At 61.4% G+C, this 23019-nt stretch carries 23 protein-coding genes; 2 read left to right on the top strand and 21 right to left on the bottom strand.

Annotated features, from left to right (window positions below; translation table 11 throughout):
• Positions 1-59: 59 nt before the first annotated feature.
• From acpP to QLG12_RS28535, 6 genes are all read right to left on the bottom strand, one after another.
• Positions 60-296 (bottom strand): acyl carrier protein, encoded by a 237-nt coding sequence (gene acpP, locus QLG12_RS28510; RefSeq protein ID WP_197869181.1) that lies wholly within the window; start codon positions 294-296, stop codon positions 60-62.
• A 196-nt stretch (positions 297-492) separates the two neighbouring features.
• A complete protein-coding gene (gene fabG, locus QLG12_RS28515; RefSeq protein ID WP_007950790.1) occupies positions 493-1236 on the bottom strand; it encodes a 3-oxoacyl-ACP reductase FabG in 744 nt (247 codons plus the stop codon).
• A gap of 16 nt (positions 1237-1252) precedes the next feature.
• Positions 1253-2191, bottom strand: a complete 939-nt coding sequence (fabD, locus tag QLG12_RS28520) for an ACP S-malonyltransferase (RefSeq protein ID WP_197869182.1) — start codon at positions 2189-2191, stop codon at positions 1253-1255.
• A gap of 125 nt (positions 2192-2316) precedes the next feature.
• Positions 2317-3327 (bottom strand): phosphate acyltransferase PlsX, encoded by a 1011-nt coding sequence (plsX, locus tag QLG12_RS28525; protein WP_108562971.1) that lies wholly within the window; start codon positions 3325-3327, stop codon positions 2317-2319.
• A gap of 4 nt (positions 3328-3331) precedes the next feature.
• On the bottom strand, positions 3332-3514 hold the full coding sequence (gene rpmF / locus QLG12_RS28530; protein WP_003179396.1) for a 50S ribosomal protein L32: 183 nt from the start codon (positions 3512-3514) through the stop codon (positions 3332-3334).
• 13 nt (positions 3515-3527) lie between these two features.
• On the bottom strand, positions 3528-4055 hold the full coding sequence (locus QLG12_RS28535; RefSeq protein ID WP_003204262.1) for a YceD family protein: 528 nt from the start codon (positions 4053-4055) through the stop codon (positions 3528-3530).
• A gap of 106 nt (positions 4056-4161) precedes the next feature.
• Between QLG12_RS28535 and QLG12_RS28540 the strand changes: the two genes are divergently transcribed.
• Complete coding sequence (locus QLG12_RS28540) at positions 4162-4740, top strand: nucleoside triphosphate pyrophosphatase (RefSeq protein WP_282475614.1); 579 nt, start codon at positions 4162-4164, stop codon at positions 4738-4740.
• A gap of 47 nt (positions 4741-4787) precedes the next feature.
• Here QLG12_RS28540 and QLG12_RS28545 read toward each other — a convergent pair whose 3' ends face one another.
• Genes QLG12_RS28545 through rluC form a run of 3 tightly spaced genes read right to left on the bottom strand, consistent with a single transcriptional unit; the run spans position 4788 to position 7413 of the window.
• On the bottom strand, positions 4788-5777 hold the full coding sequence (locus QLG12_RS28545) for a S49 family peptidase (RefSeq protein WP_282475615.1): 990 nt from the start codon (positions 5775-5777) through the stop codon (positions 4788-4790).
• Between the two features lie 24 nt (positions 5778-5801).
• The gene (locus QLG12_RS28550; protein ID WP_134021312.1) at positions 5802-6464 is read right to left on the bottom strand and encodes an HAD-IA family hydrolase; all 663 of its coding nucleotides are present in this window, start codon (positions 6462-6464) and stop codon (positions 5802-5804) included.
• Positions 6451-7413 carry a 23S rRNA pseudouridine(955/2504/2580) synthase RluC gene (gene rluC / locus QLG12_RS28555; protein WP_011335441.1) on the bottom strand — a complete coding sequence of 321 codons (963 nt, stop codon included), beginning with the start codon at positions 7411-7413 and terminating at the stop codon, positions 6451-6453. Before rluC ends, QLG12_RS28550 begins: the two co-directional genes overlap by 14 nt.
• 699 nt (positions 7414-8112) lie before the next feature.
• Between rluC and rne the strand changes: the two genes are divergently transcribed.
• The gene (gene rne / locus QLG12_RS28560; protein WP_282475616.1) at positions 8113-11340 is read left to right on the top strand and encodes a ribonuclease E; all 3228 of its coding nucleotides are present in this window, start codon (positions 8113-8115) and stop codon (positions 11338-11340) included.
• Between the two features lie 97 nt (positions 11341-11437).
• Here rne and QLG12_RS28565 read toward each other — a convergent pair whose 3' ends face one another.
• The 12 genes from QLG12_RS28565 to QLG12_RS28620 all read right to left on the bottom strand — a co-directional run bounded on the left by QLG12_RS28565 (position 11438) and on the right by QLG12_RS28620 (position 22890).
• Complete coding sequence (locus QLG12_RS28565; protein ID WP_197869186.1) at positions 11438-12034, bottom strand: nucleotidyltransferase family protein; 597 nt, start codon at positions 12032-12034, stop codon at positions 11438-11440.
• Positions 12031-13011, bottom strand: coding sequence for an XdhC family protein (locus QLG12_RS28570; RefSeq protein WP_064383496.1), 981 nt, complete (start codon positions 13009-13011; stop codon positions 12031-12033). The genes QLG12_RS28565 and QLG12_RS28570 overlap by 4 nt, the downstream gene beginning before the upstream one ends.
• The gene (locus QLG12_RS28575) at positions 13011-15332 is read right to left on the bottom strand and encodes a xanthine dehydrogenase family protein molybdopterin-binding subunit (protein ID WP_282475617.1); all 2322 of its coding nucleotides are present in this window, start codon (positions 15330-15332) and stop codon (positions 13011-13013) included. The genes QLG12_RS28570 and QLG12_RS28575 overlap by 1 nt, the downstream gene beginning before the upstream one ends.
• The gene (locus tag QLG12_RS28580; RefSeq protein WP_282475618.1) at positions 15329-15799 is read right to left on the bottom strand and encodes a (2Fe-2S)-binding protein; all 471 of its coding nucleotides are present in this window, start codon (positions 15797-15799) and stop codon (positions 15329-15331) included. Before QLG12_RS28580 ends, QLG12_RS28575 begins: the two co-directional genes overlap by 4 nt.
• 247 nt (positions 15800-16046) lie before the next feature.
• Positions 16047-17066 carry a UDP-N-acetylmuramate dehydrogenase gene (gene murB, locus QLG12_RS28585; protein ID WP_282475619.1) on the bottom strand — a complete coding sequence of 340 codons (1020 nt, stop codon included), beginning with the start codon at positions 17064-17066 and terminating at the stop codon, positions 16047-16049.
• Complete coding sequence (locus QLG12_RS28590) at positions 17063-17527, bottom strand: low molecular weight protein-tyrosine-phosphatase (RefSeq protein ID WP_197869189.1); 465 nt, start codon at positions 17525-17527, stop codon at positions 17063-17065. Before QLG12_RS28590 ends, murB begins: the two co-directional genes overlap by 4 nt.
• Positions 17527-18291 carry a 3-deoxy-manno-octulosonate cytidylyltransferase gene (gene kdsB / locus QLG12_RS28595; RefSeq protein WP_064383500.1) on the bottom strand — a complete coding sequence of 255 codons (765 nt, stop codon included), beginning with the start codon at positions 18289-18291 and terminating at the stop codon, positions 17527-17529. Before kdsB ends, QLG12_RS28590 begins: the two co-directional genes overlap by 1 nt.
• Positions 18288-18473: a Trm112 family protein gene (locus QLG12_RS28600; RefSeq protein ID WP_003179363.1), complete on the bottom strand. Its 186-nt coding sequence runs from the start codon at positions 18471-18473 to the stop codon at positions 18288-18290. Before QLG12_RS28600 ends, kdsB begins: the two co-directional genes overlap by 4 nt.
• 24 nt (positions 18474-18497) lie before the next feature.
• Positions 18498-19508 carry a tetraacyldisaccharide 4'-kinase gene (lpxK, locus tag QLG12_RS28605; protein ID WP_282475620.1) on the bottom strand — a complete coding sequence of 337 codons (1011 nt, stop codon included), beginning with the start codon at positions 19506-19508 and terminating at the stop codon, positions 18498-18500.
• Entirely contained in the window at positions 19508-19936 is a 429-nt protein-coding gene (locus tag QLG12_RS28610; protein WP_065257247.1) for a biopolymer transporter ExbD, read from the bottom strand. Before QLG12_RS28610 ends, lpxK begins: the two co-directional genes overlap by 1 nt.
• Positions 19933-20568, bottom strand: coding sequence for a MotA/TolQ/ExbB proton channel family protein (locus QLG12_RS28615; RefSeq protein ID WP_163976130.1), 636 nt, complete (start codon positions 20566-20568; stop codon positions 19933-19935). Before QLG12_RS28615 ends, QLG12_RS28610 begins: the two co-directional genes overlap by 4 nt.
• Before the next feature lie 78 nt (positions 20569-20646).
• Positions 20647-22890: a DNA internalization-related competence protein ComEC/Rec2 gene (locus QLG12_RS28620; protein ID WP_282475621.1), complete on the bottom strand. Its 2244-nt coding sequence runs from the start codon at positions 22888-22890 to the stop codon at positions 20647-20649.
• Positions 22891-23019: the final 129 nt, after the last annotated feature.

Raw genomic sequence — 23019 nt, forward strand, 5'->3', positions numbered from 1 at the left:
ACCGCACGCCATGATGGCAGTGCGGTTTTTCCATGACAGCAAGCAACGATTACAAACTATTACGCCTGGTGGCTAGTAACGTAGTCGATTGCAGCTTTTACAGTAGTGATCTTCTCAGCTTCTTCGTCAGGGATTTCGGTCTCGAATTCCTCTTCCAGAGCCATCACCAGCTCAACGGTGTCAAGGGAGTCGGCACCCAGGTCTTCTACGAAGGAAGCGTCGTTAACCACTTCTTCTTCTTTGACACCCAGTTGCTCGGCAACGATTTTCTTGACGCGCTCTTCGATGGTGCTCATACCTTGTTTTCACTCCTAATGGACAAATTCAGGCAGCTGGCCAGTGGGTAAGTGTATAGAAAGACTTTTCAGCTTTTCAACTGAAAGCTTCACTCCTCAAACCCTGCGGCCCTCTGCCTATAAATAGATTGCAGCTTTATAACGGATTTTAGACAGCTCGTATGACATTTTTTTGAAGCAATCCGTCACATTTGAATTACATGTACATCCCGCCGTTAACCGGGATTGTAGCCCCGGTCACGTATGCCGCACCGTCGGACGCAAGAAAAGCGACCACAGACGCGATCTCTTGAGCTTGTCCCAGACGACCCAGCGGAATCTGCGTCTGCAAGGCTTCACGCTGTGCTTCAGGCAGCTCGCGAGTCATATCGGTGTCGATGAACCCTGGGGTTACCGAGTTGACCGTAATCGAACGCGAACCGACTTCACGCGCCATGGCACGGCTGAAACCTTCCAGACCGGCCTTGGCGGCTGCGTAGTTTACTTGGCCAGCGTTGCCCATGGCACCCACCACCGAGCCAATACTGATAATTCGGCCCCAACGCGCCTTGGTCATGCCGCGCAGAACGCCCTTGGACAGGCGATACAGACTGTTCAGGTTGGTATCGATCACGTCGTACCACTCGTCGTCTTTCATGCGCATCATCAGGTTATCGCGGGTGATGCCGGCGTTGTTGACCAGAATCGCTACCGGAGCACCGAATTGCTCCTGAATGCTTGCCAGCACCTTAGTAACCGATTCGTCGCTGGTGACGTTCAATTCGAAACCTGCGCCCTGAATGCCGTTTTCCTTCAAGGTCGCAGCAATGCGCTCGGCGCCCGAAGCGGAAGTCGCGGTGCCAACAACGATGGCGCCCTGACGACCCAGTTCCAGTGCGATAGCCTGGCCGATGCCACGGCTTGCGCCGGTGACCAGTGCAACTTTACCTTGCAGACTCATGCAAGCTTCTCCTGATTCAGACAGCCGCTGCACGAGCAGCAGCGAAAGCGTCTGGGGTATTGAGGTTGGAAGTCGAAACGCCTTCGGCGCAACGTTTGTTCAGACCAGCCAGCACTTTGCCAGGACCGCACTCGACCAGGTTGGTCGCGCCTTTGGCGGCCAGGGTCTGTACGGACTCTACCCAGCGAACCGGCTTGTAGAGTTGCTCCAGCAAATCACGCTTGAGGGTTTCCAGATCCGCCGGCACCTGGGCGCTGACGTTCTGTACCACAGGGATCTGCGGCGCCTGCCAGTCGATGGCAGCAATGGACTCGGCGAAGCGCTCGGCGGCCGGACGCATCAGCTCGCAGTGCGACGGCACGCTGACCGGCAGCGGCATGGCACGCTTGGCGCCACGGGCCTTGCAGCCTTCGATGGCGCGGTCAACGGCAGCCTTGGCACCGGCGATCACCACCTGACCCGGAGAGTTGAAGTTCACCGCGCTGACCACTTCGCCTTGCGCCGCTTCGGCACAGGCAGCGAGAACATCGGCATCTTCCAGACCGAGGATGGCAGCCATGCCGCCCTGACCGGCCGGAACGGCTTCCTGCATCAACTGGCCACGGCGCTCGACGAGTTTTACCGCGTCGGCCAGGCTCAGGCTGCCCGCAGCGACCAGTGCGCTGTATTCACCCAGGCTGTGGCCGGCAACGAAGGCCGGACGCGCGCCGCCTTCCGCCAGCCACAGACGCCACAGGGCGATCGAAGCAGTCAGGATGGCCGGTTGGGTTTTATCGGTTTGATTGAGCAGCTCTTCCGGGCCCTGCTGGGTCAGCGCCCACAGGTCATAGCCCAGAGCATCGGATGCTTCTTTGAAAGTTTCGAGGATCAGTGGATGTTGCGCGCCCAGCTCGGCCAGCATGCCGAGGGACTGCGAACCCTGTCCTGGAAAGACGAATGCGAGGGAAGCAGACATGTAACAAGCCCCTAATGATCTTGTCGTCGGAAAAATGGCATCCCGCTAGAGGGACGCAAGAAACTGACAGTTGGATGGCCCTTTGAACCGGGCGGTCACATTTAAGCATTGTCCGACGAAAACGCCTAAGACAACAAATCCTCCAGACGGCCGTGCAGGCGCTCGGGAAGATTCTCCTGAATCTCGATCAGCGCTCGCTGAATGGCACTCTGAAACCCTTGAACCCCGGCCGAACCGTGACTTTTCACGACAATCCCCTGCAAGCCTAGGAAGCTTGCGCCATTATGTCGCGCCGGCGCCAGATCTGCCTGCAGACGCTTCATCAATGGCAGCGCCAGTGCACCGACAGCGCGGGAGGCGAGGTTTTTCTTGAACAAGGCCTCGATGCGGGCAGCGATCATGGTCGCCAGGCCTTCGCTGGACTTGAGCAGGATATTGCCGACGAAACCGTCGCATACCACCACATCGGCCTCACCGCGATACAAGCCGTCGCCTTCGATGAAGCCGATGTAATTAATGCCCCGCGCAGCCTGCAATAACGTCGCAGCCAGCTTGACCTGCTGATTACCCTTGATGTCTTCAGTGCCGATATTCAGCAGCGCAACGCGCGGACGGGCAATGCCCAGCGTCTGCGCCGCCACGGACCCCATCACAGCAAACTGCAACAGATGCTCGGCACTGCAATCGACGTTGGCGCCCAGATCAAGCAACTGACAATAGCCCTTCTGAGTCGGGATCGCGGCGACCATGGCCGGACGATCAATCCCCGGCAGGGTCTTGAGCACAAATCGCGACAGAGCCATCAAGGCACCGGTGTTGCCGGCACTGACACAGGCCTGGACCTTGCCATCACGCAGCAACTCAAGGGCGACACGCATCGACGAGTCCGGCTTGCCACGCAGGGCCTGGGCAGGCTTTTCGTCCATGGTGATGACTTCGGACGCCGGGACAATCGTCAGGCGCGCGCGATCGGCAGCCGATTGGCCGTTGATCAATTCTTCAAGAAGGGAGGGTTGACCGACGAGGGTCAGGTGCAGCGAGGGTGTAGCAGAAAGGCAAGCGAGACTGGCCTGAACAATGCTGCGGGGACCGAAGTCCCCGCCCATTGCGTCAATCGCGATGACTTGAGCGGACAAGTGATTACTCGTCAGCGCCCTTGTCGATCACTTTACGGCCACGGTATACGCCTTCTGGCGATACGTGGTGACGCAGGTGAACTTCACCAGTGGTTTTTTCTACAGACAGAGTGCTAGCCTCGAGAGCGTCGTGCGAACGGCGCATGTCACGGGCAGAGCGGGATTTTTTGTTCTGCTGAACAGCCATAATTGATTAACTCCTAAACGTTTGGGTCACGCTTTAACTGCGCCAATACACTGAACGGGTTGGACCGCGTTACCTCGTCCTCGCTCGGTTCGGGCTCATCTGCTCCCGCCGGCTGCTGGCATTCTTCCGGATGATGAGCAGGCACAATGGGCAAGGCGAGCAGAAGCTCCTCCTCGATCAGTGACTGCAGATCCAATGGATCTTCGCCCAGTTCCAGCACGTCATAACCTTTCGGCAACGACTGGGTATTCGCACCCTCCTTCACTACAGCGTAACTGCATTCGCTGTGGATCGGCAGGGTGACCAGCTCAAGACAACGCTGGCAAACCATTTTGACTTCGGTGTCGATAAAGCTGTGGATCACCACAGATTTACGTTCATCTCGTTCAAAAACGAATTTGGCCTGCACCGTACCGACATCGTCGGAAAGCGGGTCGCAGAGTCTCTTCAAATCGGCCAGCAGCAGTTCACCTTGAAGGGTGGTGCCACGGTCAGCCAATTTGCGCGGGTCAACGTGAGGTGGAATCGGGTCATTCAACATAGGCGCAGCATTATAGGGATGCACCCACCCATGTCAAAGGAAATTGTGCCCTGTCCGTCACTTGCGCGGCTCCGCTAGAATCTGTCGCCTGCCTCTGGAGATGCGAATGCTGCCTTTATTACTCGCTTCAAGCTCGACCTATCGTCGGGAATTGCTCAGCCGCCTGCGCCTGCCGTTCGTCTGCAGCTCGCCGGATATCGATGAAAGCCATCGCCCGGATGAGTCGGCAATCGAGCTGGTCAAGCGTCTTGCCGAACAAAAGGCCCGAGCCTTGGCCGACAGCCACCCCGCTCATCTGATCATCGGTTCCGATCAGGTTGCGGTACTCGGCGAGCGCATCATCGGCAAGCCACACACCTTCGAAAACGCCCGCGAACAACTGCTGGCCGCCAGCGGTTCCAGCGTGACCTTCCTCACTGGACTGGCCCTACTCAACAGCCAGACCGGCCACTGCCAGGTCGACTGCGTGCCCTTCACCGTGCACATGCGCGTACTGGATCAGGCCCGCGTCGAGCGCTATCTGCGCGCCGAGCAGCCCTACGACTGCGCCGGCAGCTTCAAGGCCGAAGGACTGGGCGTGAGCCTGTTTCAATCAACCGAAGGCCCGGACGCCACCAGCCTGATCGGCTTGCCGCTGATTCGCCTGATCGACATGCTGCTGACGGAAGGCGTACAGATTCCCTGACCCACAAAAAACCGGCCCTCAGGCCGGTTTTTTCATGCAGCATTCGATCAGCGTAACGACGGGCCGTTAAAACCCATCCACATTGCCAGTTTTTCGGCAACGCTTGCTCCGAGCTTCTTCGAGAAGCGGTCGAAAGGCGATTCCTGAACGGTGAAGTCCACCAGCTCTTTTTCGCCAATCACATCACGCGCCACCGAACTCGCATTGCCCAAGCCATCGATCAAGCCCAGCGGTAATGCTTGCTCACCCGACCAGACCAGCCCGGAGAACAGCTCCGGATGTTCCTTGTCCTTCAGTCGATCGCCACGCCCCTGCTTGACGCTGTTGATGAACTGCTTGTGCGTGGTATCCAGCACACTCTGCCAGAACACCGTCTCTTCCGGCTTCTGCGGCTGGAACGGATCGAGGAACGCCTTGTGTTCGCCAGAGGTGTAAGTGCGACGCTCGACGCCAAGCTTCTCCATGGTGCCGACAAAGCCGTAACCGGCTGCCGTCACACCAATGGAACCCACCAGACTGGCCTTGTCGGCATAAATCTGATCCGCCGCACTGGCAATGTAATAGGCACCGGAAGCGCCCAGGTCGGAAATCACCGCGTACAGCTTGGTGTCGGGGTGCAGGCCGCGCAGGCGCTTGATCTCGTCATACACGTAACCCGACTGCACCGGACTGCCGCCCGGACTATTGATGCGCAGGATTACACCCTTGACCTTCTTGTCCTCGAACGCCGCGCGCAGACTACCTACGATATTGTCGGCACTGGCAGGTTCTTTATCAGCGATCATGCCGGTAACGTCGATCAATGCGGTGTAATTGCCACTGCGCGTGGCGCTTTTCTCCATATCCATCAACGGCGTAAACAGAATCAACGCAACAAACAGATAAATAAAGGTCAACAGCTTGAAGAAGATGCCCCAGCGACGCGAACGACGCTGTTCCTGCACGCCGGCCAGCAGGGTCTTTTCCAGCAGCTTCCAGCTTTTCGCATCACCGTCGTCGGCAGTTGCCTTGGCCGGTGCTTTCCATTCGTCGGTCATGCCATCCACCCCAGCAAAAACGTATTAAGCCTGCTTCCCCAGCCAGGCATGCAATTCGGAAAAATGGTCGATCGACAGTCGCGGCTCGAACTGTTGCAGCGATTCGATCGATTGCGCGCCATAGCTGACCGCCACTGAATCCATCCCCGCATTGCGCGCCATCAGCAGATCGAAGGACGAGTCACCGACCATCAGCGCCTGCTCGGCACGCACACCACAATGCGCAAGGATCTGCTCCAGCATCAGAGGATGCGGCTTGCTTGCAGTTTCATCGGCTGCGCGGGTGATATCGAAATAATCTTCCCAGCCATTGGCCTTGAGCACCCGATCCAGCCCGCGACGATTCTTGCCGGTCGCGACCGCCAGGTGATAACCCTGCTCGCGAAAAGACGCCATCGACTCGACTACGCCTTCGAACAACGGCGAAGGCACCGCTTCTGCAGCGATGTAGTGATCGGCGTAATACTCGCGGAATAACGTCATTTCGGCATCGCTGATTTCCGGATACAGCGTGCGAATCGCCTCGGGCAAGCCCAGACCGATAATGCCTTTGACGGCAAAATCATCACGCAACTCGAAACCGGATCGCCCGGACGCCGAGTGCATCGCCTCGACAATCCGATGAATGGAATCGGCCAGCGTGCCGTCCCAATCAAAAATCAGCAGCTTGTAATCAGATGGGCGCACTCAATCGCTCCACAGTCTTGGCCCACATTTCATCGACCGGCGCCTGCAACTTGAGTTCACCGCCGTCGGGCAGCGGCACGGTCAGCATGTAGGCGTGCAGGAACAGGCGCTTGCCGCCCAGATCACGGATTTCCTTACTGAAATTGTCATCGCCGTATTTGGTGTCACCGGCAATGCAGTGCCCGGCGTGCAACGTGTGGACGCGAATCTGGTGCGTGCGACCGGTAATCGGCTTGGCCTCGATCAAAGTGGCAAAATCGCCAAAGCGACGCAGGACCTTGAACACGGTCACAGACTCCTTGCCCTCCTCCTCGTCGACCTCGACCATACGCTCACCGGAACGCAGATTGCTCTTGCCGAGCGCCGCACGGACTTGTTTGATCGAGGTCGCCCAATTGCCGCGAACCAGGGCCATGTAGCGCTTGTCGACACCGTCACCGCGCAACGCGGCATGCAAGTGACGCAGCATGCTGCGCTTCTTGGCGATCATCAGAAGACCGGAGGTATCACGATCGAGGCGGTGGACCAGCTCGAGCTCCTTGGCATCGGGGCGCAACTGACGAAAGGCTTCGATAACACCGTAATTCAAGCCGCTGCCACCGTGAACCGCAATCCCGGCGGGCTTGTTGATCACGATCAGAGCCTTGTCTTCGTAGACAATCGAGGCTTCCAGACGCTGCAACAGGCCTTGGGCCAAAGGCACCGGTTCGTCACGCTCAGGCACGCGAACCGGCGGCACGCGCACGATATCGCCAGCCTGCAGCTTGTATTCGGGCTTGATCCGACCCTTGTTCACACGCACTTCGCCTTTGCGCAAAATGCGGTAAATCAAAGTCTTGGGCACGCCTTTGAGCCGGGCGAGGAGGAAATTGTCGATTCGTTGGCCGGCATATTCCGGCGAGACCTCAAGCAGTTGAACGCCTGGAGTCGAGGGGGCAGTAGTCGTCATGGCGCGGATAATAACAATTTTTTATGGAATTGAAGCACTTAATCATTGCTGCTATAGTCGCGAACGCCGCCAAAAGCGGCCTGGACAGCGGAACCACGGTCAAAAACCGGCCCTGACCAACGCAATTCACCAGGACGCGAGGCCGTCCTACGGGGCTTTTGCTACGTAACGGTGGAGTTTGCAGCTGTAACAAGCGCAGGTGACATGAGGCCTGAATCACGCCGCAAAGCAGAGTTTTCACTCGCCACGCGAGCCATATTCACGGCCAGTTCACAAAGTGCAGTCAGCCGCGGATGACCCCGAGCGAAGGCTCCGGAAACACCGCCTGAATTAGCCATGATGCGTGACCTCCCCTTTCGGAGCTCACGGTAAATGCCAACCCGCTGCGGATTCTGCGCGCGGCAGCACCCGAATTATCAGGGATACGTGTAGGGTGGAGATGCACAACCGCTGGACTGTGTAGCAACAGGCTTTATCAAGACGCTTCATCTCGTCCACAGCCACCGGTTGATTCCTCCTCCTGACTGAGTGCTTAAGTAGCCACAGCAAGCAGGACGCGTACGTCGCGATAACGGCCCAATTGGCCGGACATCGCTGGACACGGGAATGGCCAACCACTCCCGACGCACCTGACACCGACCGTGAGAAGTCGTGTGTGCCGAACGCCGTTTCCGGCAGCCCGGAAACCGACGGTACTACATGAAAAGAATGCTGATTAACGCAACTCAACCCGAAGAGTTGCGTGTTGCACTGGTAGATGGCCAGCGCCTCTACGACCTGGACATCGAATCCGGTGCACGCGAGCAGAAAAAGGCCAACATCTATAAAGGCCGCATCACTCGCATCGAACCAAGCCTTGAGGCTGCCTTTGTCGATTTCGGCTCCGAGCGCCACGGCTTCCTGCCCCTCAAAGAAATCTCCCGCGAATACTTCAAGAAAGCCCCTGAAGGCCGCGTCAACATCAAGGACGTCCTGAGCGAGGGCCAGGAAGTCATCGTTCAGGTCGAAAAAGAAGAACGTGGCAACAAGGGCGCAGCCCTGACCACCTTCATCAGCCTGGCCGGTCGTTACCTCGTACTGATGCCGAACAACCCGCGTGCCGGCGGCATCTCCCGTCGCATCGAAGGCGAAGAACGCAACGAACTGCGTGAAGCGCTGAACGGTCTGGTCGCTCCGGCCGACATGGGTCTGATCGTGCGCACTGCAGGCCTTGGCCGCAGCAGCGAAGAAATGCAATGGGACCTCGATTACCTGCTGCAACTCTGGACCGCCATCAAAGAAGCTTCGCTGGATCGTTCCGCGCCGTTCCTGATCTACCAGGAAAGCAACGTGATCATCCGCGCCATCCGCGATTACCTGCGCCAGGACATCGGCGAAGTGCTGATCGACAGCGTTGAAGCCCAGGACGAAGCCCTGACCTTCATCCGCCAGGTGATGCCGCAGTACGCCAGCAAGATCAAGCTGTATGAAGACAGCGTTCCGCTGTTCAACCGTTTCCAGATCGAAAGCCAGATCGAAACCGCTTTCCAGCGCGTCGTCGAACTGCCGTCCGGCGGCTCCATCGTCATCGATCCGACCGAAGCCCTGGTGTCCATCGACATCAACTCGGCGCGCGCCACCAAAGGCAGCGACATCGAAGAGACCGCCCTGCAGACCAACCTTGAAGCCGCCGAAGAAATCGCCCGTCAGTTGCGCCTGCGCGACATCGGCGGCCTGATCGTCATCGACTTCATCGACATGACCCCTGCCAAGAACCAGCGCGCCGTGGAAGAGAAAGTCCGCGAATGCCTGGAGGCCGACCGCGCTCGCGTGCAGATCGGTCGCATCTCGCGCTTCGGCCTGCTGGAAATGTCCCGTCAGCGCCTGCGTCCTTCGCTGGGCGAAAGCAGCGGCATCGTCTGCCCGCGTTGCAGCGGCACCGGCATCATCCGCGACGTCGAATCGCTGTCCCTGGCGATCCTGCGCCTGATCGAAGAAGAAGCCCTGAAAGACCGCACCGCCGAAGTTCGCGCCCAAGTGCCGATCCCGGTGGCCGCATTCCTGCTCAACGAAAAACGCAACTCGATCACCAAGATCGAACTGCGCACCCGCGCCCGCATCGTCATCCTGCCGAACGATCACCTCGAAACCCCGCATTTCGAAGTTCAGCGTCTGCGTGACGACAGCCCGGAAGCCGCGACCAACCAGTCCAGCTACGAAATCGCTGCCGCTGCCGCCGATGTCGAAGACGTCCAGCCAGCCGCCGCAACCCGCACCCTGGTTCGCCAGGAAGCCGCCGTCAAGACGGCTCCGGCCCGCGCCAACGCTCCGGTTCCGACCGAAGTCGCCGCACCGGCCCCGGCACCTGCTCCGGTTTCTGCGCCAGAGCCAAGCCTGTTCAAAGGCCTGGTGAAGTCGCTGGTCAGCCTGTTCGCCACCAAGGAAGAGCCTGTTGCTCCGGTTGTGGTTGAAAAACCTGCCGCCGAGCGTCCGGCCCGCAACGAAGAGCGTCGCAACGGTCGTCAGCAGAGCCGCAACCGTAATGGTCGCCGCGATGAAGAACGCAAACCGCGCGAAGAACGTGCACCGCGTGAAGAGCGCGCCCCACGCGAGCCGCGTGAAGAGCGTCAACCGCGCGAACCACGTGAAGTCCGCGAGCCACGCGAATCCCGTGACGAAGCACCGGTAGCCCGCGAAGAACGCGCACCACGCGCCCCTCGTGAAGAACGTGCACCACGTGCTCCGCGTGAAGATCGCAAGCCGCGTGGCGAGCGTGAAGAACGCGTACGTGAACTGCGCGAGCCGCTGGATGCCGCTCCGGCCGTTGCTGCTGCCGCTACCGCTGAAGAGCGTCCGGCCCGTCAGCCGCGTGAAGAACGTGCACCACGTCCTCCGCGTGAAGAGCGTCAACCGCGTGCCGAACAGGCCGCTGCCGCTGTCGCCGAAGAAGAAACTCACACCAACGAAGAGCAACTGCCGGAAGACGGTTCGGAGAACGCCGAAGGCGATCGTCCACGCCGCCGCTCCCGTGGTCAGCGTCGTCGCAGCAACCGTCGCGAGCGTCAGCGTGATGCCAACGGCAACGTGATCGAAGGTTCGGAAGAGTCCGCAGAGAACACTGAAGCCGCACAACCGAGCACAGCCGATCTGGCCGCCGGCCTGGCCGTCACCGCAGCGGTTGCCAGCACCGTGATCAGCGCTCCAGCCGAAGCTCAGGCTCACGAGCAGGCTGAGCGCGCCACTGCTGCCACGCTGGAAAGTGCTCCAGTTGAAGCACCGGTTGTTGAAGCGACTACGCCAGTCCAAGCGAAGGCTGCTCCGGAAGTCGAAGTGGCTCCGGTTCGCGAAGCTCAGCCTCAGGTTGAAGCAGCTGCCGAACCAGCGGTGACCTTCCAGGCACCAGCCGTAGTTGAAGAGTCGGGTGTCGAAACCGTCGCTGAAACCGTGACCGAAACCGTGCGTGAAGTTCGCGAAGAACAGACCGCATTCAACTGGGTCGCCGAGCCAGCTGTCACTGAAACACCAGCGCCAGTGGTTGAAGCGCCTGTTGTTGAAGAAGCCAAGGCTGCCGAGCCAGTGGTGGTTGCCGAACCGGCACCGGTCGTTGAAGCCCCTGTGGTTGAAGCGCCAGTTGTCGTCGAAGCACCTGCCCCGGCAGTTGAAGCGGCTCCAGTCGTTGCCCCGGTCAGCGCCCTGACCCCAAGCGGCCGCGCACCGAACGATCCGCGTGAAGTGCGTCGTCGCAAGCGTGAAGAAGAGCGTCTGCAGAAGGAAGCCGAGCTGGCTGCTGCTCCAGCTGCCGAAGTGGTCGAGGCGGCTCCTGCCCCGGTCGCTGAGGAAGTGGCCGTTGAAGCTGTGATTGCCGAGGCACCACGCTCCGTCCAGGAAGCGGTCGAGCAACACGAAGAGGCCCAGGAAAAAGAACACGAGCCTAAACCCCTCGTCTGATTCCAAAAGCCACTAAAAAGCCCCGCCTGGTAATCCAGGCGGGGCTTTTTTATGCCTCAAAATTCACACAACTCAATTGTGGGAATCTGTGCGTACTTCAAACTTGAGGGAAAACCAGCGCTTGCGGCACATCGATATCCCACAGAACGCCGGGATCATCTACCACGACTTCCACCACACGCCCCTGCTTGAACAATGGCCTGGCGCCCCGGTCACCGGACAAAGCCATCAGCCCCGCTCCGAACGAACGACCAAACCCGACCGGATGCCCATAATCACTGTTCAACGTCGGTACGCTGACCGCATCCTCGGCAATCGCCGCCACAACCCGCTCAATGCTCGACGGCAGGATGAACGGCATGTCGCCCAGCACAATCAGCCAGCCATCGGCATCAGGGCAAGCCGTCACACCCGCCGCGATGCTGTCGCCCATTCCGGTGGACTCGATCGAGACAATGTCACACCCATAAGCCTGCGCCATGCGCATTGCCTGCGGCCGCGCCTCAGTCGTCACCAGCACTCGCTTGTCGAGACTCGCCGGCAGATTCACCAGCACCTGCTCGACCACCGAACGCACCGCGCCATCGCGCCCGGTGCAATCGGCCAGCAGCTTGTCCTTGTCAACGCCTGCCACCTCGCGAAAGCGCCTGCCCTCGCCCGCCGCCAGCACAATCACTCCGATGGATCGGCTCATACGCTCTCCACTGTTTTCTTCTGCTTGAGCTCGACACCATTCTTGATCGCGACGATTTCTGCCAACAGCGACAAGGCGATTTCCGCCGGAGAATGGCTGCCAATATGCAAACCGATCGGCCCGTGCAAACGGGCGATGGCCGCTTCAGACAAGCCTAGCTCAGCCAGATTTTCCCGACGCTTGCGGCTGTTGACCCGTGAGCCGAGTGCGCCGACGTAGAACGCCTTGGAGTCGAGCGCCGTGAGCAGTGCCATGTCATCCAGCCGTGGGTCGTGAGTCAGCGCGACAATCGCCGTGCGTTCATCGGTCTGGATGTTCAGCACCGCTTCATCCGGCATACCGGGCACAAACCGCCCATGCTGCTCTTCCCAGCCGTAGACGAATTCGGTGCGCGGATCACAGATCAGCACTTCGAAATCCAGCAATCGCGCCATCTCGGCCACGTACCGCGACAACTGCCCGGCGCCGATCAACAGCAGGCGCCAGCGTGGGCCATAAATGGCGCGCAGGGTCTGGCCGTCGAAGCTCAAGGTGTCAGTCTTGCCGGCCGGTCGCAGCACCACCTCGCCAGTGCCGATGTTCAGCTCGCGAGCGACGATTTCGTGGGCTTCGCAGCGATCCAGCAACTCGGCGACCCACGCCGGATCGCCGACCCGCTCCTCGGTCAGGCGCAGAGTGCCGCCGCACGGCAGGCCGAAACGCGCCGCCTCTTCCTGCGTCACGCCGTAGGTGATCAACTGCACCGGCGGCCCGTCGGCGGGAATCCGTCCGTCGTGCAGCCGGGCGATCAGATCGTCCTCGACGCAACCGCCGGACACCGAGCCGATAACCACGCCATCTTCGCGCAACGCGAGCATTGCGCCGGGCGCCCGGGGCGCGGTGCCCCAGGTCTGCACGACACTGAACAACATCACTCGCTGCCCGGCGCGACGCCATTCAAGCACACTGCGCAGGACATTCAGATCGGCGCTGTCCATCACGCTTGCGCCTTCTGCCAGCCCTGCAACTGGTAACGCACCGGCAGGTTGCGGATGCGCTGACCGGTGGCAGCGAAGATCGCGTTGCACAGCGCCGGAGCGATCGGAGGAACGCCCGGCTCTCCGACACCACCCAACGGCACGTCACCTGGCGGCGTCACCAGATGCACCGCGACTTCCTTCGGCGCCAGCGACATTCGCGCCACTTCATACATATGGAAGTTGTCCTGCTGCACCTTGCCGTCCTTGAAGCTGATTTCGCCCCACACGGCATTACCCAGACCCATCACACACGCCCCTTCGAACTGCGAACGAATCCGCTCGGGGTTGATCTGCGGGCCGCAATCCACGGCGATATCGGCCTTGTGCACGATCAGCGTGCCATCGTCCTTGACCTCGACTTCGATCACCGCCGCCACGTAGGTGACGAAGCTGTAATGCACCGCCAATCCGAGACCACGGCCCTTAGGCAATTGACGCCCCCAACCCGCCGCCTTGGCCGCGGTTTCGAGCACGGTGCGCATGCGTCCGGTGTCGATCGGATAACGCTCGGGGGATTCGCCGTAGTTCCACTCTTCACTGAGCGTACGCGGGTCGATCTGCCGATCCGGGCCGAGCAATTTGATCTGATACTTGAGCGGATCTTCCTTGGCCTTGTGCGCCAGTTCGTCGACAAAGCTCTGAATCGCAAAACCATGGGGAATGTTCGACACCGAGCGATACCAGCCCACCCGCGTATGCACCGTGGCCTCAGGGTTTTCCAGGCGCACGTTGGGAATCGCGTAGGCCATGTTGGTGAAGCCCATGCCCAGCTCGAACGCGGCTTCGTGGTTCATGCCCGGCGCAAACAGCGCGGTGATGCTTGGCGCCACCGTGCGGTGCAACCAGGCAGACGGCAAGCCGTCCTTGCCGACGCCGGCCTTGAGGTATTCGGCGGATACGGTGTGGAAATACGAGTTGTGGATGTCGTCTTCCCGGGTCCACTGCACGCGCACTGCCTTGCCAGGGAATTCCTTGGCGAGCACGGCCGCTTCAACGACGAAGTCCGGTTTGGACTTGCGCCCGAAACCACCGCCCAAGAGCGTGACATTGAAGGTGACGTTATCGAACGGCAGCCCCAGGCGTTCGGCGATCCGCTCGCGGGTGACCTGCGGCGCCTGGCTCGGTGCCCACGCCTCGCAGGCGCCATCCTTGTAACGGGCGATGGCGACCATCGGCTCCATCGGCGCCTGTGCCAGATGCGGCAAATAATAAGAGGCTTCGAGCGTGCTGGCGGCACCGGCGATGGCTTTGTCGATGTCGCCGGTGTTGCGCACCACTTTGCCCGGTTTCAGCGAAGCAGCTTCGATCTCCTTGCGATAGGCGACCGAGTCATAAGTGGCGTTCGGGCCATCGTCCCACTCGATCTTCAGCGCTTCACGGCCCTTCAATGCCGCCCAGGTGTTGCTGGCCACCACAGCCACGCCACCCAACGGCTGGAATTCCGAAGGCAATGGCCGAGGTTCGATCTGGATGACTTTGAGTACGCCCGGCACTTTCAGCGCGGCGCTGTCATCCACCGATTTGACCTTGCCACCGTAAACCGCAGGACGCGCGATAACCGCGAACAGCATGCCGTCGAAATGCACGTCGGCGCCGTAAACCGCGCGACCATTGACGATGTCGGCACCGTCGATGGCCTTGGTGCCTTCCTTGCCGATGTAACGGAATTCCGACGGCTGCTTGAGCCGCAGGTTGTCACGGGCCGGCACCGTCAGCGCACTGGCCGCAGCGGCCAGTTCACCGTAACCCAGCTCACGCCCGGACGGTGTGTGAATGACTTTATGCAGTTGCGCACGGCATTCGCCGACCGGCACCTTCCATTGGGCGGCGGCCGCTTGTTCCAGCATGGTCCGGGCGGCCGCGCCGCAACGGCGCATCGGCTCGTACCAGTGACGCATGCTGCGCGAGCCGTCAGTGTCCTGGTTGCCGAAGCGCACTTCATCACCCGGCGCCTGCTGAACCTTGACGTGCGCCCAGTCGGCTTCCAGCTCATCGGCGACCACCATGGTCAGGCTGGTGCGCACGCCCTGGCCCATTTCCGAACGGTTACAGACCACGGTCACCGTGCCATCAGCCGCGATGCTGACGTAGACCTTGGGATCATCGATCCAGCCGTTGGGCATGCCGTCGGCGCCAAACTTCTTGGGCTTGTCTTCGGCCAGCGCATCCTGCCAGCCCCAGCTCGCCGCCAGCACCAACGCCCCGGTGGCGCCGACGCCCTTGAGGAAGCCCCGACGACTCAGGTTGCTCAGGGCGAAATCGTTCGGTAGACGGCTCATGCCTTGGCCTCCTTCAGGTGAGTGGATGCCTGACGGATCGCGGTCTTGATCCGGTTGTAGGTGCCGCAACGGCAGATGTTGCCGACCATCGCCTCTTCGATCTGCTCATCGCTCGGGTTCGGGTTGGTCTTGAGCAACGCGGTGGCGGACATGATCTGCCCGCCCTGGCAGTAACCGCATTGGGCCACGGCGGTGTCGAGCCAGGCTTGCTGAACGATCTGACCGACCGGGTCGGCATGCAGGTTGTCGATGGTGGTCACGTTCTGCCCGACCAACGAACCGATCGGGGTGATGCAACTGCGCGCCGGCGCGCCGTCGATATGAATGGTGCATGCACCGCACAGGCCCATGCCGCAGCCGAACTTGGTGCCGTTGTAGCCAGCGACGTCACGGATCGCCCACAACAGTGGCATGTCCTCGGTGACATCGAGTGGATGATCTTGACCATTGAGTTTCAGGGTAATCATGGGCACGCCCGCATATTCTTGGAGGTTATGGGGTCGAGCCATCTGCCACCGCAGGGACGGTAGTGGTTCGCGCAGATCGGCTCAGGCTAATCAGGCTCTCTTGTGCTGACGGGAACGTCTGCACCGGGCCTTTGGTGGAGCAAATGGCTGGTATCGTTAGCTGGCTACGTTAACCCGCGATTAACAAAAAAGCCCTGCACTTTTTTAAATAGTGCAGGGCTTTGGGTCCAGACTTGAAAGCGTAGCCTCAATAGCGATTGGGCTCCATTTCCAGCTCGACATTGAAACGTTCTGCAATGTCTTTCTGGATGCGCTGGGCCAGATCGAGCAATTGCAGCCCGGTCGCCGCGCCGTAGTTGACCAGCACCAGCGCCTGCAATTTATGCACGCCGGCATCGGCCTCGCGGAAACCTTTCCAGCCCGCTCGCTCGATCAACCAGCCCGCCGCCAGTTTCATCTGCCCGTCCGGTTGCGCGTAGGCCACCAGATCCGGGTGCTGCGCCTTGATCTGTGCGACCACGGCCGCCGACACCAGCGGGTTCTTGAAGAAGCTGCCGGCATTGCCGAGTACCGCCGGGTCCGGCAGTTTTTCGCTGCGAATGCTGCAAATCGCTCGACTGACATCCGTCGGCGTCGGCTGCTCGATGCCCTGCTCGGTCAGACGCTGACGCACCGGACCGTATTCCAGGTGCAGATGCGCGACTCGATTCAATGCGAAGCGCACTCGCAGGATCAACCAACGCCCCGGCTGCTGTTTGAACACGCTGTCGCGGTAGGCGAAGTTGCACTCTTCCAGGCTGAAGTCACGCAGCTCGCCGGTCTGGCGATCCAGCGCCGTCAGGCCGGCGAACACATCCTTCATCTCGACGCCGTAGGCACCGATGTTCTGCATCGGCGCGGCACCGACAGTGCCGGGGATCAGGCTGAGATTCTCCAGCCCGGAAAAACCCTGCGCCAGCGTGTGCTGCACGAACGGGTGCCACGGCTCGCCAGCTTCAGCTTCGATCACCACGCGGTTGCCATCGTCGCTGATGACGCGGATGCCACGGCTGGCCATGCGCAGCACCAGCGCCGGGATGTCCGCCGTGAGCAACAGATTGCTGCCGCCGCCAATCACCAGCAACGGCACGTCGTGGGCAGCCGCGTAAGCCAGGGCTTCGCGCACATCGGCGTCACTGTGGGCTTCGGCAAACAGCTGCGCGCGAACGTCAACGCCGAAGGTATTGAAGGGTTTCAGGGAAACCTGCGGCTGTACCTGCAAACTCATACCCGCCCCTTCACTTCGATCAACAGCTGATCGCAGGCACGCTCGATCAGATCCAGCACCTGCTCGAAACCCTGATCGCCGTCGTAGTACGGATCCGGCACCTCGTCGACCACGCCTGCATAGCGGCGCAGAAACAGGTCCAGCTCGGCCTTGCCGGTGGACGGCTGCAAGGCCTTGAGGTTGCGCAGGTTGCTGTTGTCCATGGCAAGGATCAGGTCGTAACTGGCGAAATCGGCGCGGCTGACCTGCTGCGCGCGCTGCGCCGACAGGTCATAACCGCGCAACTTGGCCGCAGCCTGACTGCGCTTGTCCGGCGGATTGCCGACGTGCCAGTCACCGGTGCCGGCAGAGGCCACTTCGACCTGATCCGCCAGCCCCGCTTCGCGCAACTTGTGGCGCAACACGCCTTCGGCGGTGGGCGAACGGCAGATGTTGCCCAGGCACACGAACAGAACGCGCATCAGGCCTCCAGCAGGCGACGGACGCGCTCGAGGTCTTCGGCGGTGTCGACCCCGGTCGGCGGCGCGATCAACGCGTCCGCCACGTGAATCCGCACGCCGTGCCACAGGGCACGCAGCTGCTCGAGGGATTCGGTGTTTTCCAGCCAGCACGGGCCCCAGCTCACGAAGTCCTGAAGGAAGCCTGCGCGGTAGGCATAAATGCCGATGTGACGACGATACGGCACGCCTTCCGGCAGTACGTCGCGGCTCTTGGCGAAGGCATCGCGGGCCCAGGGCAGGGTCGCGCGACTGAAGGTCAACGCCAGACCGTTGAGGTCGCTGACGACTTTGACCACGTTCGGGTTGAACAGGGTTTCCACGTCTTCGATCGGCTCGGCCAGAGTGGCCATGCGCGCTTCGGTGTGGGCCGCGAGGTTGGCGGCGACCTGATCGATCACGCTCGGCGGAATCAGCGGTTCGTCACCCTGCACGTTGACCACGATGGCATCCGGCTCCAGACCCAGCTTCGCGGCCACCTCAGCCAGACGATCGGTACCGGAGTTGTGATCTTCACGGGTCAGCACCACTTCAGCGCCGAAAGCCTTGCAGGCCTCGACAATGCGCGCATCGTCGGTCGCCACCACCACACGGCTGGCGCTGCTTTTGCTGGCCTGTTCCCAGACGTGCTGGATCATCGGCTTGCCGGCGATGTCCAGCAGCGGTTTGCCCGGCAGACGGGTCGAGGCATAACGCGACGGGATGACAACGGTGAAGGCAGTGGTCATTTATCCAGACGCTCGTCAGTGGTCAGGGTGCGGGCTTCGCTTTCCAGCATCACCGGGATGCCGTCGCGGATCGGGTACGCCAGACCGGCGCCCTTGCTGATCAGTTCGGTCTTGTCGGCGCTGAGCTTGAGCGGACCTTTGCAGACCGGGCAGGCGAGGATGTCGAGCAATTTGGTGTCCATGAACATTCCCTGGATAAAAACGGATTAAGGCAAAAGACGATCCGGCAACAGGCGCATCAACTGTGTGTCGAACCAGGCTACAAAGGCCGGCGACGGCACGGCATCGACCGCCAGGTACCACCAGTCGGCGGCGGCGAAGGCACGGCACTTCACCGCGTCCTTCTCAGTCATCACCACTGGCAATGACGGCGTAAAACTCAAGGCCTGCACGCTGTATTCGGCGTGGTCGGCGAAGGCGTGGGGCACAGGTCGCCAGTCTAGCGCTTCGAGGGTATTGAAGAAACGTTGCGGGTTGCCGATCCCGGCGACCGCGTGCACGGCCTGACCGGGCGGAAAATGATCGAGCGGCTTGCGTTCACCGCTGTGCAGATTGACCAGCGTCGAAGGTTGCAGACGGAAAGCAAAACCGCCGTCGCGATCCTCAAGGGCGCCGTTGAACAGCACACCGTCAACGCTTTGCAGGCGCTCGGCCGGTTCGCGCAGGGGGCCGGCGGGCAGGCAGCGCTGGTTCCCCAGACCACGTGCGGCGTCGATCAGCACCAGTTCCAGATCCCGCGCGAGGCGGTAATGCTGCATGCCGTCATCGGACAGGATCAGGTCCAGCGGCTCGCTGTCCAGCAGGGCCCTGACAGCGGCGCTGCGATCGGGATCGATCATCAGCGGTACGCCGGTGCGCTGCACGATCAGCAAAGGTTCGTCGCCGGCGATGTCGGCAGCCTGATCGGCTTGGACTCGCCATGGCAGTTGCGTCGGTTTGGCGCCGTAACCACGACTGACCACACCGACCCGCAGCCCGTGGCGTCGGCAGTGCTCGATCAGCCACAGGATCATCGGCGTCTTGCCGGTGCCACCGACGGTGATATTGCCGACCACGATCACCGGCACCGGCGACTGGTAAATCTCACCCTCGCCATCGAGAAAACGCTGACGTTTGCCGGCCACGACACGGCGGTACAGCCACTCCAGCGGCCGCAACAGCGTCAGGGCCGGGTGCCCCTGGTACCACGCGGCGAGCAGACGATCGGACATGGCCATCAGGATTTGGGCGCCGCCTCGACCGTGGTCATGCGCAGATGGCTGAAACCGAGCTTGCCGGCCGCGTCCATGGCGGTGATCACGGATTGGTGCTGAGTCTTGCCGTCAGCACTGATCGACAACGGCATGTTGGTGTCGCCGTTGGATTCTTTCTGCATGGCTTCCATCAGGGTGGCCAGATCGTTTTTCGGCAGAATCTTGTTGTTCACCGAGAACACGCCTTCGGCGCTGATGGCCACGTCCAGTTGCTTGACCTGCTGATCCTCGGCCGGCGAGCCGCTGACCGCTTCCGGCAGGTCGACACGCAGCTGGGTTTCGCGGGTGAAGGTGGTGGTCACGACGAAAAACAGCAACAGGATGAACACCACATCGATCAGCGACGCGAGGTTGATGTCGATCGTTTCCCGGGGCTTGCGACGGAATTTCACGCTTTGCCCCCGGCCAGATCGACGTCACGGTCGCCCTGCACCACTTCCACCAGTTTGATCGCTTCCTGTTCCATGCCCACCACCAGCTCATCGATGCGGCGTTGCAGGAAACGGTGGAAAAACACTGCCGGAATACCGACCATCAGGCCCGCGGCGGTGGTGATCAGCGCCTTGGAAATACCGCCGGCCAGCACCGCAGCATTGGTGGTCATTCCCGAGCCGGTGAAGGCGCTGAAAATATCGATCATACCCAGCACCGTACCCAGCAGACCGAGCAGCGGCGACATGGCGGCGATGGTGCCCAGCGCGTTGACGTAGCGTTCCAGCTCATGGATGACCCGGGCGGCGGCCTCTTCGATGCACTCTTTCATGATCTCGCGACCATGCTTGGAGTTGGCCAGACCCGCAGCGAGGATTTCCCCCAGCGGCGAGTTGGCGCGCAACTCCTTGAGTTTTTCCTTGTTGAGCTGCTTGTCTTTGATCCAGACCCAGACCTGACCCAGCAAATGCTCAGGGGTGACGCGACTGGCGCGCAGGGTCCACAGGCGCTCGGCGACGATCGCCATGGCGGCGATGGAACTCAGAATGATCGGCAACATCATCCAGCCGCCGGATTTGACCAATTCCCACACAGTGACAGCCCCCTCGAAAAAGTGCGCCACTTTACCATACCGGTTCGCGATAAAGACCCGTCGCCCCGACGACCGTGCTCAACGGTACTCCGCCCCCGGCAACGGCGGGGCGCGCCAGAACCGGCGTTGTTGACGCATCGACCGGGCCGGCTGAAACCGCCCCAGTTGCAGATGAATGGCGCCCTGCTCGGCGCTGTCATGGATATGTATGCCCTGTTTGCGATAGCGGGCAATGACCGTCGGGTGCGGATGGCCGAACGAATTGCCCTGCCCCCGGGAAATCAGCACGGCCTGAGGCTGCAAAACCTTGAGCAAGGCCATCGATGAGGAACTGCGGCTGCCATGGTGCGGGGCTTGCAGCCACTGGGTGGGAACTGCCAGCACGCTGTTGAGCAGGTCCCGTTCAGCGGCGCTGTCGATGTCGCCGGTCAGCAGCAACCGTTCGCCATTGGCTTCGATCTGCAACACGCAGGAACGCTGGTTGCTGTCATGGGCGTCGGCCCACTGCCATAGATGGAAGGCAACGCCGTCCCACTGCCATTGCCGCCCGGTTTCACAGGCCTCGGCGTTGAGCGCTTCGGGCAGACCCGGCGGGTCGCCGCTGATGACGAAGCTGACCGGCAAGCCTTTCGCCACGGCCAGTGCTCCACCCGCGTGATCGGCATCGGCATGGCTGAGCAGCATCAGGTCGAGGTGGTTTACGCCCAGTTTGTGCAAGGCCGGCAGCACCACCCGCTCGCCTGCATCAAAGTCACCGAAGCGCGGACCGCTGTCGTACAGCAAGGTGTGATGCCGGGTACGGACCACTATCGCCAGGCCCTGGCCGACGTCCAGTTGCCAGACATCGGCCACGCCTTCGGCCAGTCGTTCCCGGGGCGCAAATGCCAGCACCAGCAGCAACGGCCAGCCCAAGGGACGCAGGGGAACGCCTCGGGGCAGCAATAACAGCAGTGCACCGATGCAGCCCAGCGCCAGACCCCATCCCGGCATCGACGCCGCAACCCACGCCGGCCACCGCCCGGCAATCAGGGCAAGTGATCGGAACAACCCGTCGATCAGTCCGCCCGCCAGCCACAGCAGCCCCTCGCCGACATAAGGGATTGGCAGCAGCAATGTGCCCAGCAACGCCGGCGGCAACACCGCAAAACTGACCCACGGCACCGCCAGCAGATTGGCCAGTGGCCCGCTGAGACTGATTGGCAGACTCAGTGCCACCAACACGGGACACAGGCCGATCGCGATCAGCCACTGCGCACGCGTCCAGGTCTGCCACCAGCGCCACGGCCCCAGACGGCCGCCGAAAGTAAAGATCAACACGGCCACCGCCGCGAATGACAGCCACAACCCCGGACGCAAGCTGGCGAGAGGATCCATCAACAACACGCCGTTGAAAGCCAGCAACAACGGCCACCATGCGCCGAGGTGCCGAAAGCGCAAACGCCACAACAGCACCAGCGCAACCATCACGCAGGCCCGTCGCACCGGCACGTCGAACCCGGCCAGCAGGCCGTAACCCAGCGCCGCCGCGAACGCCAGACCGCACGCCCAGGGCAGCCAGGGCCAACGCAGCGGCCAAATCCCGACCCGCGCCATCCCGGCGACCAACGCATACAGCAACGCCGCCAACAGCCCGATGTGCTGGCCGGAAATCACCAGCAGATGCACGGTGCCGGTGTCCTGCAAGATCTGCCAGTCCTCGCGACTGAGCCCAGAACCATCGCCGAGCACCAACGCAGCCAGAGCGCCGTTACGTCCCTGAGCATCCACCGCAAGCAAGCGCTGCCGGATGCTGTCACGCCAGGCCCACTGCGCCGGCGCCAGACGCTGGCCATCTTTCACCGTCCCGGTGGCGCCGATGCGCTGTGCCAGCAGCCAGGCTTCGTAATCGAACGCATCCGGATTGAGCAGGCCGCCGGGACGCTTGAGCTTGACCGCCAGTCGCCAGCGTTCGCCACTGCTGACCTCGGGCCCGGCGTACCAGGCCAGACGCATCAACGACGGCAGTTTCTCGTGACGCGAGCGCGCGTCGGCCAGTTCGAAGCGCACGACACCCTCGGCACTCTGTGGCAAGCCGACGACCCTCCCCTCCACCCAGCGTGTTTCGCCATCCAGCCGGGAAGGCAGTCGATCATTCAACGCCAGCTGCGCGCTGAAGCTCGCCCATGTAAATCCAAGCAGCAAAAACGCCAGTGGATAGCTGCGGAACGGCAGCAGCATCAGCGCCACCCACGGCAACACCAGCAATAACCCGACCGGCGGCAAGGCCGGTAAAAAAACCGGAGCCAGCAGACCGACCGCCAGCGCCATCATCCCTGTGCGCATAAGCCCGTCCTTGAGAGTCCCACCTTCAGGCATAGCGGTTGCCGGGCACGGGCGTCGTTATCAATTGTCACAAAGTCTGAATGGGCGGTTCATAGAATCCAGACATACTTGCCGCCTTAACCGACCGAG

Origin of the sequence: Pseudomonas sp. V88_4 (assembly GCF_029967985.1) — a bacterium.
Classification (GTDB): domain Bacteria; phylum Pseudomonadota; class Gammaproteobacteria; order Pseudomonadales; family Pseudomonadaceae; genus Aquipseudomonas; species Aquipseudomonas glycinae.

Bases quoted from the DNA above. Each gene is read 5' to 3' on its own strand.
- acpP (WP_197869181.1), bottom strand. From the start codon at position 296: ATGAGCACCATCGAAGAGCGCGTCAAGAAAATCGTTGCCGAGCAACTG.
- fabG (WP_007950790.1), bottom strand. From the start codon at position 1,236: ATGAGTCTGCAAGGTAAAGTTGCACTGGTCACCGGCGCAAGCCGTGGC.
- fabD (WP_197869182.1), bottom strand. From the start codon at position 2,191: ATGTCTGCTTCCCTCGCATTCGTCTTTCCAGGACAGGGTTCGCAGTCC.
- rpmF (WP_003179396.1), bottom strand. From the start codon at position 3,514: ATGGCTGTTCAGCAGAACAAAAAATCCCGCTCTGCCCGTGACATGCGC.
- QLG12_RS28535 (WP_003204262.1), bottom strand. From the start codon at position 4,055: ATGTTGAATGACCCGATTCCACCTCACGTTGACCCGCGCAAATTGGCT.
- QLG12_RS28540 (WP_282475614.1), top strand. From the start codon at position 4,162: ATGCTGCCTTTATTACTCGCTTCAAGCTCGACCTATCGTCGGGAATTG.
- QLG12_RS28545 (WP_282475615.1), bottom strand. From the start codon at position 5,777: ATGACCGACGAATGGAAAGCACCGGCCAAGGCAACTGCCGACGACGGT.
- rluC (WP_011335441.1), bottom strand. From the start codon at position 7,413: ATGACGACTACTGCCCCCTCGACTCCAGGCGTTCAACTGCTTGAGGTC.
- rne (WP_282475616.1), top strand. From the start codon at position 8,113: ATGAAAAGAATGCTGATTAACGCAACTCAACCCGAAGAGTTGCGTGTT.
- QLG12_RS28565 (WP_197869186.1), bottom strand. From the start codon at position 12,034: ATGAGCCGATCCATCGGAGTGATTGTGCTGGCGGCGGGCGAGGGCAGG.
- QLG12_RS28570 (WP_064383496.1), bottom strand. From the start codon at position 13,011: ATGGACAGCGCCGATCTGAATGTCCTGCGCAGTGTGCTTGAATGGCGT.
- QLG12_RS28575 (WP_282475617.1), bottom strand. From the start codon at position 15,332: ATGAGCCGTCTACCGAACGATTTCGCCCTGAGCAACCTGAGTCGTCGG.
- QLG12_RS28580 (WP_282475618.1), bottom strand. From the start codon at position 15,799: ATGATTACCCTGAAACTCAATGGTCAAGATCATCCACTCGATGTCACC.
- murB (WP_282475619.1), bottom strand. From the start codon at position 17,066: ATGAGTTTGCAGGTACAGCCGCAGGTTTCCCTGAAACCCTTCAATACC.
- QLG12_RS28590 (WP_197869189.1), bottom strand. From the start codon at position 17,527: ATGCGCGTTCTGTTCGTGTGCCTGGGCAACATCTGCCGTTCGCCCACC.
- kdsB (WP_064383500.1), bottom strand. From the start codon at position 18,291: ATGACCACTGCCTTCACCGTTGTCATCCCGTCGCGTTATGCCTCGACC.
- QLG12_RS28600 (WP_003179363.1), bottom strand. From the start codon at position 18,473: ATGGACACCAAATTGCTCGACATCCTCGCCTGCCCGGTCTGCAAAGGT.
- lpxK (WP_282475620.1), bottom strand. From the start codon at position 19,508: ATGGCCATGTCCGATCGTCTGCTCGCCGCGTGGTACCAGGGGCACCCG.
- QLG12_RS28620 (WP_282475621.1), bottom strand. From the start codon at position 22,890: ATGCGCACAGGGATGATGGCGCTGGCGGTCGGTCTGCTGGCTCCGGTT.